Origin of the sequence: Bradyrhizobium aeschynomenes, from assembly GCF_013178945.1 — a bacterium.
Classification (GTDB): domain Bacteria; phylum Pseudomonadota; class Alphaproteobacteria; order Rhizobiales; family Xanthobacteraceae; genus Bradyrhizobium; species Bradyrhizobium aeschynomenes.
The window spans coordinates 48,838-62,461 of record NZ_JABFDM010000013.1; the positions used below are offsets into that span (position 1 = coordinate 48,838).

Annotated in this window: 11 protein-coding genes; 5 read left to right on the forward strand and 6 right to left on the reverse strand. The window is 64.6% G+C overall.

What is annotated here, in order from left to right:
* Positions 1 to 84 precede the first annotated feature (84 nt).
* The 3 genes from HL666_RS28540 to HL666_RS28550 all read left to right on the forward strand — a co-directional run bounded on the left by HL666_RS28540 (position 85) and on the right by HL666_RS28550 (position 2,980).
* On the forward strand, positions 85 to 1,296 hold the full coding sequence (locus tag HL666_RS28540; protein ID WP_172184855.1) for a c-type cytochrome: 1,212 nt from the start codon (positions 85 to 87) through the stop codon (positions 1,294 to 1,296).
* Between the two features lie 72 nt (positions 1,297 to 1,368).
* Complete coding sequence (locus HL666_RS28545) at positions 1,369 to 2,055, forward strand: response regulator (protein ID WP_172109391.1); 687 nt, start codon at positions 1,369 to 1,371, stop codon at positions 2,053 to 2,055.
* 202 nt (positions 2,056 to 2,257) lie between these two features.
* A complete protein-coding gene (locus tag HL666_RS28550; RefSeq protein WP_172184857.1) occupies positions 2,258 to 2,980 on the forward strand; it encodes a response regulator in 723 nt (240 codons plus the stop codon).
* Here HL666_RS28550 and HL666_RS28555 read toward each other — a convergent pair.
* Together HL666_RS28555 and HL666_RS28560 are read right to left on the reverse strand one after the other, a co-directional pair.
* The gene (locus HL666_RS28555) at positions 2,934 to 4,286 is read right to left on the reverse strand and encodes a hybrid sensor histidine kinase/response regulator (protein ID WP_172184859.1); all 1,353 of its coding nucleotides are present in this window, start codon (positions 4,284 to 4,286) and stop codon (positions 2,934 to 2,936) included. The two genes, HL666_RS28550 and HL666_RS28555, sit on opposite strands and share 47 nt — an antisense overlap.
* Positions 4,283 to 5,455, reverse strand: a complete 1,173-nt coding sequence (locus tag HL666_RS28560; RefSeq protein ID WP_172109388.1) for an FIST N-terminal domain-containing protein — start codon at positions 5,453 to 5,455, stop codon at positions 4,283 to 4,285. The genes HL666_RS28555 and HL666_RS28560 overlap by 4 nt, the downstream gene beginning before the upstream one ends.
* A gap of 217 nt (positions 5,456 to 5,672) precedes the next feature.
* Between HL666_RS28560 and HL666_RS28565 the strand changes: the two genes are divergently transcribed.
* Positions 5,673 to 6,044 carry a c-type cytochrome gene (locus tag HL666_RS28565; protein ID WP_172132001.1) on the forward strand — a complete coding sequence of 124 codons (372 nt, stop codon included), beginning with the start codon at positions 5,673 to 5,675 and terminating at the stop codon, positions 6,042 to 6,044.
* Between the two features lie 81 nt (positions 6,045 to 6,125).
* On the opposite strand, the gene HL666_RS28570 is transcribed toward HL666_RS28565, so the two are convergent.
* Positions 6,126 to 8,945 carry a PGAP1-like alpha/beta domain-containing protein gene (locus HL666_RS28570; RefSeq protein WP_172184861.1) on the reverse strand — a complete coding sequence of 940 codons (2,820 nt, stop codon included), beginning with the start codon at positions 8,943 to 8,945 and terminating at the stop codon, positions 6,126 to 6,128.
* Here HL666_RS28570 and HL666_RS28575 point away from each other — a divergent pair.
* The gene (locus HL666_RS28575) at positions 8,908 to 10,137 is read left to right on the forward strand and encodes a TCR/Tet family MFS transporter (protein ID WP_246739036.1); all 1,230 of its coding nucleotides are present in this window, start codon (positions 8,908 to 8,910) and stop codon (positions 10,135 to 10,137) included. The genes HL666_RS28570 and HL666_RS28575 overlap by 38 nt on opposite strands.
* 112 nt (positions 10,138 to 10,249) lie before the next feature.
* On the opposite strand, the gene HL666_RS28580 is transcribed toward HL666_RS28575, so the two are convergent.
* The 3 genes from HL666_RS28580 to HL666_RS28590 form a co-directional block, all read right to left on the reverse strand.
* Positions 10,250 to 11,476 (reverse strand): ABC transporter substrate-binding protein, encoded by a 1,227-nt coding sequence (locus HL666_RS28580; RefSeq protein WP_172109383.1) that lies wholly within the window; start codon positions 11,474 to 11,476, stop codon positions 10,250 to 10,252.
* A 144-nt stretch (positions 11,477 to 11,620) separates the two neighbouring features.
* Complete coding sequence (locus tag HL666_RS28585) at positions 11,621 to 12,757, reverse strand: NHL repeat-containing protein (protein ID WP_172184863.1); 1,137 nt, start codon at positions 12,755 to 12,757, stop codon at positions 11,621 to 11,623.
* Positions 12,758 to 12,852: 95 nt separating this feature from the next.
* Positions 12,853 to 13,473, reverse strand: coding sequence for a TetR/AcrR family transcriptional regulator (locus HL666_RS28590; protein WP_172109381.1), 621 nt, complete (start codon positions 13,471 to 13,473; stop codon positions 12,853 to 12,855).
* Positions 13,474 to 13,624 lie beyond the last annotated feature (151 nt).

The window sequence follows — 13,624 nt, forward strand, 5'->3', positions numbered from 1 at the left end:
CGCGTCGAGCGCACGAAGGAAGACGTCCCGTTCGCGAGGGCGAGCCGTACCATCCAAACAACAAACAAGATCGAGGGACCGAGGATGCGCCTGAATCGCCGACAGACTGGCTCGAATGGACGGGCCGCCGCCGAACCGGCAGCACGCGCGACGGCTCTCGTCGCCTTGACGGCCTGCACCCTGCTGGCCGCGTCGGCCGCAGCCCTGACTCATGAGATGGAGCCGCTGCGGCTCTGTGCGGATCCGACCAATCTTCCGTTCTCGAGCGACAACGCAGCGCAGCCGGGATTCTATCTCGAGATCGGACAGGCGCTGTCACGCGAGCTCGGCCGCCCCGTGACGTATAACTGGTACAAATCCTATTTCGGCAAGCGAACCGTGCGCGTGACGCTGCTGGGCAAGCAGTGCGACGCGATGATCGGCCTGCCGCTGTCAGCGGACTTCATGGGGCCGGCAGTAATCTTCTCGAAGAAGATCGCGACCGAAACCTACGCGCTCGTCAGCCGCGAGACGCTGGTCGTCCATGGCATCGACGACCTTCGTGGCAAGCGGGTCGCCGTGCAATATCAGACCACGCCGCAGAACCTGCTGGCCCAGCTTGATGACATCGAGAAGGTGACGGTGCTGACGCCGGACGAGGGCTTGGCGGCGCTGGCGAAGGGCAAGGTCGACATCGCCTTCGTCTGGGGACCGGTCGCAGGCTGGCTGAACAAGACGACCTACCAGAGCAGCTTCCGGATCCAGCCGGTCGAGGGCGAGGGTCTGTCCTGGGATGCCGCGATCGGCCTCGCCAAGAGCTCCACGCAATTGCGCGATCAGATCGACGCTGCATTGCCGAAGCTCGCAGCCGGGATCGCCGAGCTGGCCGTCAAATACGGGCTGCCGAGCGAGCCGTCGATCAGGCTCGGCGCCGTGCCCCGTCCGATCAGGCTGGCGTCGCTGATCGAGCCTGCTCGGCTTCTGCACCAGCCGGTTGCCGAGTCCGTCGTGACGAGGGTTTCGGACTCGACTGCGGGCCACTCGAAGACCGAGGCGGTGACGCTGGGCAAGGAGATCTTCAACGGCACCTGCGCGCATTGTCACGGACCCGACGCCGTGCAGGCCGAACGTCGCATCGACCTGCGACGGCTGCAGACCCGCTACGGCGAGGACATGCGCGACAGGTATTGGACGACGGTGCATGAAGGCCGCCCCTCCAAGGGCATGCCCGCCTGGAAGGAGGTCTTTACCGACGACCAGTTCGAGAGCATCTATTCATTCCTGCTGACCGTGCAGACGTCCGAAACGGCCAACTGAAGGAGGCGGACACCGGGCGGCCCGATCTGTCGGGATCATCCGGTCCGTGCCGGCGGCAAGTGAGAGTCGGACATGACGCGCTTTCTGATCATCGACGATCATCCGTTGTTTCGCGAAGCGCTCGGCAATGCCGTGCGTCTGGCGCATCCGGACGCCGAGATCTTCGAGGCGCTGTCGATTGCCGATGCGCTCAACACCCTTGCAACGGGGCCCGACATCGACCTTGCGCTGCTCGACCTGACGCTTCCCGACGCCGTGGGCTTCTCGGGGTTCCTGCGGTTGCGCGCGACGCATCCGCGGCTTCCGGTCGCGATCGTCTCGAGTGAGGAAGACCCGAACGTCGTGCGCGAGGCGCTGTCGCTCGGCGCCGCCGGCTATCTGCCGAAGTCGACCTCGAAGCGTGAGCTGACGTCGGCGATCGAGCGCGTGCTCAGCGGCTCGATTTCGGTCCCGAAGGACTTCGTGCCCGCAGCGGAGCGACAGGGCAACGGCTCCTCGCGTGCGCTGCAGGCGAGGCTGGCGGAGCTGACCCCGCAGCAGCTTCGTGTACTCGACCTGATCAGACGAGGCTATCAGAACCGGCAGATCGCCGGCGAGCTCCAGCTCGCGGAGTCGACCGTCAAGGCGCACATCACCGAGATCCTGCGAAAACTCCGCCTGTTCAGCCGCAACAAGGCCGTCATCGAGATCGGCAAGATCGCGCTGCCGGCGCCGGCCGACCGTCAGGGACCGCGCACCGCCTCGCGCAGAAACCCGTAGCGGAATTGCTGCGGCGCAAGACGTCGCGGCCGTCGCGACATCGCCGACGTCTTGGACGTTGATTGCGACCGACCTCCGCGCTATCGCTGTTGCTCCGGCCCTGACATCGGTTCGAAGACGCAGCGCGCGCACTGGTTTGAATGTCAGGTCCGCGACAATGACCAAGCTGGATCTCCGGTCCGGCCGGGGAGGGGACAGGCACGTGGCTCGATTGCTCATCATCGAGGACCATCCGCTGTTTCGCGAGGCGCTGGAGAGCGCCATCCGCGCTGCTCTGGCCGATGCCGAGATGCGCGAGGCGACATCGATCGACATGGCCGTCGATCTTCTTTCATCCCCGGCGAGATTCGACCTGATCCTGCTCGATCTCGCGACACCCGGGACGACCGGACTCTCCGGCGTCATTCGCGTGCGCAAGGCTGCGCCGCGCACGCCGATCCTCGTCGTGTCAGCGCATCAGGATCCGGGCCTCGTCGCCCATGTTCTCGCGCTGGGTGTCTCCGGCTACATCTCGAAATCGACCTCCAAGCTTCAACTGGCCGATGCGATCAAGGCGGTGCTGTCAGGCGACGTCCATGTCGAAGCCGGCTCGCTCGGCACCGGCGCGCGCCGCGCCAGTCTTCCTGCTCGCGATCTCCTGAAGCGTCTCCACGAACTGACGCCGCAGCAGCTGCGTGTGCTCGATCTGATCCGCTGCGGTCTGCAGAACAAGCAGATCGCCTATGAGCTCGGGATCTGCGAGACCACGGTGAAGGTCCACGTCTCTGAGATCCTGCGCAAGCTCCGCGTCATGAGCCGGACCAAGGCGATCGTCGAGATGGAGAAGATCGACTTCGTCAACCTCATCAGCGGACCGCGGCCGAGCGGCGCCGACGAACTCATGACAGCAGGAACGACAGCAGCGCGCGAAGCTCCGCAGGCCTGACCGGCTTGGTCAGGATCTCGAGGCCGTATTGGCTTGCTTCCCTGGCTGCGTCGTCGGAATAGTCGGCGGTCACGATCATGGCCGGAACCTCTCGGCCGAGGAATTGACGAATGTCCCGGATCGCGGCAAGCCCGCTCTCGTCGCCTTCCAAATGGAGGTCCGCGATGATCGTCTCGGGGATTGCCCCGAGCGCGCTCAGGCGCAGCAGCGCGTCCGTCGTCGACACCGTGGCGACAACGTCGCAGCCCCATTTCTCCAGCAGACTGACCATGGCATCCGCCGTGGCCAGATCGTTTTCGATCAGCAGGATCTTTGCGCCTTCGAGCCCGCCGAAATCATGCTCGACGTGCTCGGCAGGATGCGGATCCGGCAGTACGGCGGCCGGGTCCGCCCGGTCGAGCGCGAGCCTGAACGTCGAGCCGTGATCCATTCGCGACGCCAGCCCGACCTCGTGGTTCAAGGCGTTGGCGAAGCGGCGGACGATCGACAGGCCGAGCCCAAAACCGGCCTGGTCTTCGGCGCTCGGCTGACCGCGCTGGAATTCGAGAAAGATCGCCTCCTGCTGCGGCCCGGGAATGCCCGGGCCGGTGTCGTAGACCTCGATCCGAACCCGGTCTGCGCCCGGTCCTCGCCGACATCCCATGACGACGCCGCCCTGTCGCGTGTAGCGCAGGGCGTTCGCGAGGAGATTCTGCAAGATGCGCCGCAGCATCATGGCATCCGAGACCACCGCCACGGAGCAGGGACAAATGCGCAAGGACAGGCCGCGTCTGGCCGCGATAGGAGCGAATTCGCGTTCGAGCGGCTCGAACAGGCTCGAGAGCAGAATGGGCCTCATGTCGGGGCGCAGGGCTCCGGCATCGAGCTTGGCAATCTCCAGCAGCGACCGCAGCAGATCCTCGAGGGTGGCCAGCGAATGGTCGACCTGGCCGACCATGGCCGTGCCACGATCGGACGAGACCTCGTCGGCCAACGTCGACAGCGTCAGCCGCGCGGCATTGAGCGGCTGAAGCAGATCATGGGTGACCGAGATGAGAACCGAGGACTTCAGGGAACTGGCTGCTTCGGCCTGCTGCTTGGCGCGAAACAGGTCCTTGTTCGCCGTTTCGATCGAATGCAGCGCATCGCGCAACTGCCGCGTCCGCTCGCGAACCTGGTGATCGAGCGCGATCGCCGTTTCGAACAGCGAGAATGCATTGAACTGCTGGTCCATCGAGCGTTCGACCCGGGACATCAGAGCGGCATTGATCTTCCTCAGTTTGGCCGCCTCGCGCTGCAGGTCGTCCGGAGACCCGGCACCGGTCATTGCTGCGCTCCCGGACGCTTGCCGATCGCGACCCCCGTCAGCGTCTGATTGACGTGCATCGAGCCGTACTGCTCGCCATAGGTATGGAATCCGACGATCCGGTTCTCGCGGTAGAGCTCGGACATTTCCCGCGCAAACTGGTGCTGCTCGGCGTCAAGTCGCCTGAGAATGCATTCGAAGCCGATGAAGATCGAGACCTCGCCGATGTCGTCGCGGACCTCGGCCAGCATCTCTCGGGCGGCCGCCACGGAGTTGCGCGACCTTGCGGCCGTCAGCACCATGCCCTCGTCGATGGCGCAGAAGAACCGGAGCGAGCCGTCCGGGCTCACCCGCTGAATCGAGCGCGCGAAATAGGATCCTCCCACGCGCACCAGGACCGGATGGGCCGCAAACAGGAACGGGTCGAGCTCGGAATCGGCGATCCCGATTGCGCGACAATATTCCTCCGCCGCCGGCTCGGCGTTGAGCTGCTTGACGATGCGCTGCTCGAGATCGGCCTCCGTCACCACCATCTTGGTCGAGGTCGGCTCGAAATTGTCGCATTTGAACAGCCGGAACGGCAATGAGGTCCTGATCAGGATGAGGACAGCCATGTCCGTGTGAGCTTTGCCGTCGTGAAAGACCCAGGTCTGCTCGAAGCGCAGACCATCGCCGGCCGACCCGCCAACCAGGGGAATGTTGTCGAGCGACGCATAGATCGCCGACATGATGGCCTCCTCGCGCTGACACATGCCGTCGATCAGGACGAGCCCAAACACGCTCTCGCCGTCGCGGCCTTCATGCTGCGACAGATCCTGCCTCAACTGGAGGCCCAGGCGCCGGCCTTCGTCGACGCGAAAGCCGGACAACCCGAAGATCGGCTGTGCGAACACGGTGAAATCGTCGGCGGCAAAGCCGAGCGCGACGACACTGTTGTCGTCCCAGCCATCGGGCGACAGCTCTCCAGCCGTGGTGCAGCCATACACGGGGATGTCCGCAAGACGGATCGTCATCTCCGACATGAACGCGTTCGGATCGTAGTGGGGCGAGAGGAAGATCAGCACCATGGCGAGGCCGTCGGCAGGTAACTGGCCGCAGATGTCGGCCACCGCAGCGGCCTCCGTCGCAGCCTTCGACTTCGCCGCAATCACGCCGGACGGACGCGCGGGCCGAGGATCGGCGTTTCCCACCGGGCACCTCCCTGAACTACACTTTCGAGCATCGTGTTGCAGATCGTTCGTTTTTTTAGAAGATTAGGCGAATTGAGCAGCAACGGCAACTGCGCGGCTTGATCCAGGACAAGGACTTGGACCGGGCAGTCGTCCGATCATCTGCGCGGATCTGCTCATGGTCTGGCCGCGGGGCTGGCCCGCGCCCGCTCCGGGGCGAAAGAGGGGAAGGATTCACATGCTCCGCCGCATCGCTCTTGCCGCCGTTCTCGCCGGCCTGGCCCCGAGCGCGCACGCGCTCGACGGAGATGCCGCCGCCGGGAAAAGCATCTTCCAGCGCATCTGCCACAACTGCCACTCTGCCGAGATCGGCGTCAACAAGGTCGGACCGAGCCTCTGGAACGTCGTTGGACGGCAGCCAGCCGCCGTGCCGGATTACGCATATTCGGAGAGCATGAAAAGGAACAATGCGCCCTGGACCGCAGCGGCTCTGGACGCCTATATCGCCGATCCGCGCGGGGATGTTCACGGAGTCAAGATGTACTTCAAAGGACTGGCGGACGCGAAGGAGCGGGCCGACGTCGTCGCCTATCTGTCGACGCTGAAATAGCGCAGCCGGGCAGGATAGCTCTCGTACCTGGCCTGCTTCCTGCCTCAGTGCACCCAACAGCGCATGATGCACGCCCCGGGCCTAGTCGACAGCTGAATGGATCGTGAGGTCGCCGGACAGCTCGGTCTCGTCGGATTGTTGCGAGGGCGCAACGCGCTCGTAGACAAACCTGTTCGTGACATCGCCGCCATCGGCTGACACGCTGATCTGATTCCGTTCGCTGGAACCGCGATATCGCAGATATCCCCCGCTCTCGAGCTTCAGGCGGATATGCTCGCCGCCGGGCAACTCGTCGAGCGTGAAGGTGGAGTCCGGCCCAACGCCGTCACCATCGGGGGCCATGTAGTTGTCTTCTCTCTTGCGCAGATGCTTGCCGTTGCCGTTGTCGGCCTTCAGAGCGAAACCGCCACGGTCGGCAGCGACCACCTTGAACAGGCAGAAATAGTCGCGGGCAGGTTTCGAGGCGTACAAGCAGTCGCGGTTCTCCCAGTAGCGCGAGAGATACAGGCCGTTCGAGGCCTTCAACGCGATCGTGTCGCCGGCTTGAAGAACGTGCTCCGCGACCCGGGCCAGAACCCAGTTCTTGATGCCTTCATCCACCGTGCAATGCGGCTGATTCCCGGAGGGGACGTACCATTTGTTGAACGGTGTCTCACCCGGCTGCACCGTTCTCGCCTCGAACGCGTAGGCGTCCTGACGGGGAACGCCGAGCGCACTGTGAACCGGGATGAAGCAGTTGACCTCGTAGTGCAGAGCCGCTCTCTGAGGGCAGATCAATGCGTCGTAGATCGTTTTGAAGTTCTTGGCGAGGCCGCCGGCGCAGCCGTCGCGCGTGTAGAAGCCCTGGGCGTCGGAGTCCACAGAGTAGGAGACGCGCGCATTGCGCGTCTGGTCCCACATGTAGAGCTCGGCATAGTAGGTCTTGGAATTGAAGATCTTGTTCGGTGTCGCCCAGAGCTCCACCTTGTAGACGGTCGGTGAATCCGTTCGTTCGATGGAGAGGGTCTTGGCGCCGCCCGGAATGCTGACGACATGTGAATCGAGTGCGCCGTTGCAGATGGCATACTTCTTTGGTCGAGTCGGATAGCCGTGGAATGCGAGCGCCTCCAGTTCCGCGTAGAACTTGCTGAACTCCGGCTTGGTCAATGACTCCCGTTCGCCATCCCAGCGCCAGACCTGATGGATCAGCATCTGCTTGGCCGCAGGATAATTCAGCAGCGTGTCGGGATCCGGCTGGCGATAGGCGAAGAACCTCGCCGTGATCTGAGCGGCGAGCGGCACATTGGCCGCCTGATGAGGCGAGTCGAATGTCGTCAGGGCCGCGACGTCGCCGGGGTCGAGCCGCTGCTGCTCGGCGTAGGCGAGCGCATAGCGGGCGATCAGGCCGCCCATGCTGCCGCCCATGGCATGAATTCGCGGCCGGCCTTGCGCGCCGTTGTCACGGATCCAGTACAGCGCCTGGAGATAGACGAACGCGTTGCCCTGAATCGGAGAGCCGCGTTCGTCGAAAATCAGGATGACGAGATCGTAGCCGGCGACGCGCAACTCGTCCGCAAGCTTGGCATTGGGGTTGTTGCGCTCCCCCGTGAACCCATTGAAATAATCGTAGATGGCGTTTGCATCGTTCTTGCCCGGAAATCCCTCGGCCAGCAGCAGGGGCTTTCTGAGCTTTCCGCTCCTGTTGCTCCAGGCCCAGTAGACGTGCATCACGCCCTGGTAGAGCTTGCCCTCGTGGGCGATGCTCGCCCTCACGTGAATCCGACTGGCCGGGACGGGCGCGCCGTTGCCACGCTCGGGGGGAGTCGCGTGCCGAGCGGCATCCGCCACGATGAATCGAAAGGCAGCGCAGCGGGCCTCGTCACCGAACCATGCTCGCAGCACGATGCGCTGCTCGCCGGCTTCGTCATACGTCACGATGCTTTCGGTGTCGAACAGGGCGGGCCGAAAGCCTCCACCGTCGCCGAAATCGATCTCGAGACGGTCCGGCAATTCGCCGTTCGAGACGTAGAGCGTCCTGTCCAGCTTGAAATGCACCTCGAGCCCGTCGTGCACCTCCTGCTGGCGGGAGACGCCCCAATAGGCCGGAGGCAGGATCGCACAGGCGGCGAACGCGGTCCTGGTTTCGATCATGTCGGAGATGTCGGTCCCCGGCGGCAACTCCAGAGCTGCCTGATCGCGGACGGCCCGGCGCAACGCACCCGCCAGCCTGCGGTCCGGGGCCTGGTATTGCACGTTCAGAACGCCGATCGCGACCGCGCCTTGCTGCGAGTCCGCGAGGTCGAACATGGCGGAAAGCGGCGGAATGGTCTGCTCCGCCGCAACGGCCAGCTCACCGTACATCGCCTCCCATTGCCGTTGGTCGATGGTGTCGGCGTAGAGAGCACCATCCCGCAGATTTGCGAGGCCATTCAATCCAAGCAGGATCGGGATGTTCCGGTCTCGCCCGGCTCTGGAGCGCTGGGTCGCGATGAATTCATCAAGGACGCTGGAGCAGACGGTCTCGCGCTCGGCTGTCAGAATGGCGGACATGGTCGTCTCCTTGCCTCCAGACGTGCTGGCGTGCGTGATTTCGTCGAACCGGCATTCACCCTCGAAGGTATTAAGTTGCATGGTGCTATCTCTGGTCGAGATAGCCAAATGGCTACCTGTCGCCGTTGCGCCGGGAGCATCGAAACTGCGACGGGTCCCCGCGATGGAACTCGTCTGGATCGTCGCGGGCTTTGCCGTGTCGCGCGCCTCCTGAGCCTTCCGGATTGCCGGCCTGGGCCGCGCGTGTATAAGTCGGCGGCTCGTGCCGCGGCTGCCGCGGACGGTTGTCCGATGGCAGGTCATGGTCGAGAGCGACGTCAACAGATCCGACGGCATGCCGCAGCCGCCGCGCCGCGGCGCCGTTGCCTTCATCTTTGTCACCATTCTGCTCGACATGCTCGCGCTCGGGCTGATCATGCCGATCCTGCCGAAGCTGATCGAAGGCTTCGTCGGCAACGACACCGCGCAGGCGGCGCGCATCTTCGGCCTGTTCGGCACCGCCTGGGCGCTGATGCAGTTCGTGTTCTCGCCGGTGCTCGGCAGCCTGTCCGACCGGTTCGGGCGGCGGCCGGTGATCCTGTTGTCGAATTTCGGGCTCGCGGCGGACTACGTGCTGATGGCGCTGGCGCCCTCGCTCGCCTGGCTCTTTCTGGGGCGGCTGATCTCCGGCGTCACCTCGGCCAGCATCTCCACGGCGTTTGCCTACATCGCCGACCTGACGCCGCCGGAGCGCCGCGCAGCGATCTTCGGCCGCATTGGCGCGGCGTTCGGCGCCGGCTTCGTGCTGGGTCCGGCCACCGGCGGACTGCTCGGCGACATCGATCCGCGACTGCCGTTCTGGGCTGCAGCAGGGCTCAGCTTCGCCAACGCCCTGTATGGATTGCTGGTGCTGCCGGAATCGCTCTCGCCCGAACGGCGCAGTCCATTCCGCTGGCGAACCGCCAACCCGCTCGGCGCGCTGCAATTGCTGCGCTCGGACAGGACGCTCGCCGGACTCTCCGCCGTCAACTTCATCACCCAGCTCGCCCATGTCGTGCTGCCGTCGACCTTCGTGCTGTATGCGACCTATCGCTATGGCTGGGACACGCGCACCGTCGGCCTCACGTTGGCGATCGTCGGGGTCTGCGCCATGATCGTGCAGGGCGGGGCGGTCGGGCTGATCGTGCGCTCGCTCGGCGAGCGCGGCGCGCTGATGCTGGGACTGTCGGCTGGCGCGGTGGGATTTCTGATCTTCGGCCTCGCGCCCACGGGAACGCTGAGCTGGCTCGGCATTCCCGCGATGGCGCTGTGGGGCGTGTCGGGTGCTGCGATCCAGGCGCTGATGACGCGGCTGGTGGCGCCCGACAAACAAGGTCAGCTGCAGGGCGCGACGTCGAGCGTGCAGAGCATGGCCCAGCTTGCCGGACCGTTCCTGTTCACGCTGACCTTTGCCTATTTCATCGGCGCTGCCGCGCCGGTGCATCTGCCGGGCGCGCCGTTCCTGCTGGCTGCGGCGCTGCTGATCGGAGCACTCGTGATGGCCGTCCGGACACTGCGTGCGGGCAACGAAAAACCCTCATCCTGACACGCGGAGTTGAATGCGTGTGGGATGAGGGTTGATCGGGACCGGGGGCCTCATGGTTGGAGATGGCGCGAGGCGCCTCATCACCATGAGGGTCCGTCGAGGGGCCGCAGGCCTACTTCTTCACCAGCGGACAGTCGCTGGCCTCGAGCGGCTTGGCGGCGTCCTCCGGCGCGATCTTGGCGATCAGCTTGTAGTAGTCCCACGGATATTTGGACTCTTCCGGCTTCTTGACCTCGAAGAGATAGGCCGGGATCAGGCGGCGGCCGTCGGCGCGCAGCGGGCCCTTGCCGAACAGCGGGTCGTCGGTCGGGATCTCCTTCATCTTGGCCACGACCTTGGCGCCGTCATGCGGATTGCCGCCGAGCGCCTCCAGTGCCTTCAGGTAATGCAGCGTGCCGGCGTAGTTGCCGGCCACCGTCATCGACGGCATCGTGCCCTTCGGCGACAGCTTCTGGAAACGCTTCGACCATTCGCGGGTCTGGTCGTTCAGATCCCAGTAGAACGATTCCGTGAACGTCAGGCCCTGCGCGACCTTCAGCCCCAGCGCATGCACGTCGTTGACGAACAGCAAGAGCGCGGCGAGCTTCTGGCCGCCCTGGACGATGCCGAATTCGGAGGCCTGCTTGATCGAGTTGGTGGTGTCGCCGCCGGCATTGGCAAGCCCGATGACCTTCGCCTTCGACGACTGCGCCTGCAGCAGGAAGGACGAGAAGTCGGCGGTGTTGAGCGGATGCTTCACCGAGCCCAGCACCTTGCCGCCGCTGCTGGTCACCACGGCCGAGGTGTCGCGCTCCAGCGCGTGACCGAAGGCGTAGTCGGCGGTGAGGAAGAACCAGCTGTCGCCGCCGGCCTTGGTCAGCGCCTTGCCGGTGCCGTTGGCGAGCATGTAGGTGTCGTAGGTGAAGGAGATGGTGTTGGCGTTGCAGGCCTTGCCGGTGAGGTCCGCCGTGGCGGCACCGGAGTTCAGCAGGATCGAGTTCTTCTCCTTGACCAGATTGGAGACGGCCAGCGCCACGCCCGAGTTCGGCGTGTCCATGATCACGTCGACCTTCTGGGTGTCGATCCACTGCCGGCCGATGTTGACGCCGACGTCAGGCTTGTTCTGGTGATCGCCGCTGATGACCTCGATGGTCCAGCCCTTGGCCTTGAGGCCGGAATCCTCGACCGCCATGTTGACGGCCGCGACCGAGTTGGGGCCGCCGATGTCGGCATAGAGGCTCGACATGTCGTTGAGCACGCCGATCTTGACGACCTTGTCGTCGGCGAAGGCGGAGCCGGCAAAGCAGAGCGCGGTGGCAGCGAGCAGCGCGGCCATCCGGCGCGTATGAGACGTCGTCATCAAAGTCCTCCCTGGTGTCGTGTCGCGGCGGGGTTTGTTGGGCGCCCCTTGCCGTCTGTCATCCTGGATAGCCGGTCTCGTGGGTTGCGGCAATGCGCCAATAGGGGGGAGGGGCGCCCAAGCTTTGTGCTGATGGCGTGAGCGTTAACGCAGGGCGTCCGAGGTCAGCCTGAATTTCTGGATGCGCTTTCCGGTGTCGACCTCGGCGGTATAAACGTTGCCTTGCTTGTCGACGGCCATCGCATGCACCCAATGGAACTGGCCGGCATTGCGGCCATTGTGACCGAAGCTCCCGACCACGCTGCCGTCGGCGCGGCGGATGATGCGGATCTCGTTGTTCTCGCCGTCCGCGGACAACAGATAGGTCTGCTTCGGATCGGGCCAGATCGCGACGTCCCACACCGCGCCGTTGCCCAGCGTGTTCTTCTCGAAGAACCATTCCGTCACGAAGGTGCCGTCCTTCCTGAACACCTGGATGCGATCGTTGATGCGGTCGCAGACATAGACGAGGCCGTCGTCGGCGATCTTCACGCAATGTACGGGATTGCCGAACTGCTGCGCCGCCGGCGCCTTGGGATCGTAGGGCGGCTGCTTGGCATCGTCGGGAGTGCGACCATACGCGCCCCAATGCCGCTTGTAGGCCAGCGTCGTCGCATCGAACACGATGACGCGGCGGTTGCCGTAGCCGTCGGCCACATAGATCTCGTTCGCGTCCTTGTCGATCGCGGTCTCCGCCGGCTTGCCGAGCTGCGTCGTGTCGTTCGAGCCCTTGCTCGGCGCAATCGCTCCGATCTGTGCGACGAACTTGCCGTCTACGGTGAATTTCAGGATCGCGTTGTCGTTGTCGGCATTGCCGCCGATCCAGACGAAGCCGCGCTCGTCGACCTCGATGCCGTGCTCACGGCCGACCCATTCGTAGCCCTGTCCTGGGCCGCCCCAGGCGCGCAGCAGATTGCCGTCGACGTCGAATTCCAGCACCGGCGGCGCCGGAATGCAGCATTTCGAGCGCGGCGGATTCAGCGCTGCGCCCTTTTCGTCGTCGGTCAGCGAGCGTGGCCGCTGGATGACCCAGATGTGGCCCTGGCCATCCACGGTGACGCCGCCCACCTGGCCGAGGATCCAATTGTTGGGCAACTGCTTCGGCCAGGACGGCTCGACGGCGAAGGCCGGGATGTCGGCGGCGCTGACGCTGCGCGGCAGCAAAAGAACGGTGGCCGCAATCGCCGAGACAAGCATCATCAGGGCAAGATCGATCGCTCGTCTGCGCGGTGCTCGCGTCATGGCATCCTCCCCCCGAGATCGGCTGCGGTCGGCCGCTTTGTTGCAAGCAGTCAATCGTGCGCAGGGGAGGGTGTCAATTGAAGTGCAGGCGGGCGTCAGGTGTGAGCGGCCGTGTGCCTGGTCGCCGAGGGCGGCGCAAGGAAGCGTCTCAGCATGATCCGCAGATGCGCACTGCTCGCCGGAATGTCGACGGCCGGATTGCGGATCGGCAGCGCGCGGGCGCCGTCGACGATGGCGAGCAGGAGATTGGCGGTCGCCTCGGGATCGAGCCCGGCATCGACCTCGCCACGCTGCTGCGCCTGGACGAGGAACTCGACCAGGAGCGTACGCATCGCGCACGTCTGGGCGTGGACGATCGCCGCGAAGTCGGGATTGCGGCAGGCCTCCGCCAGCGCCTCGGTGCTGAGCATCTGGGCCTGCGGCTGGTGGAGGCTGGTGTTTTCGAGTTCATGCACCAGCGCATCGATCACATCAGGCGCCGCCAGCACGGCCTGGAGCCGGGCCGCGGCATGGCTGAGGTTCATCTCCACCAGCGCCTGGATCATGGCCTCCTTGCTCGGGAAGTAGTGATAGAGGTGGCCCGGGCTGATTTTGGCGGCAGCGCAGATGTCGGTGGTGCTGGCGCCGTGAAACCCGCTCCTGACGAAGCACGACAGCGCCGCCTGGAGAATCTCCCGGCGCTTCTGCTCATGCTTGACCGGATCGACCTTCCGCATCGCTTCAATTCCGCCGCCCAACTCTCGCCAAAATCGCAGGCTCCCGACAACTCATTGTAATATAAAATAATATTTCGCGCCGCTGTAATCTAGAGAATTTGATCTAGCTTTGTTGGACAAGTGCCGACGCTTGTGAGAATAAATAGAGTAA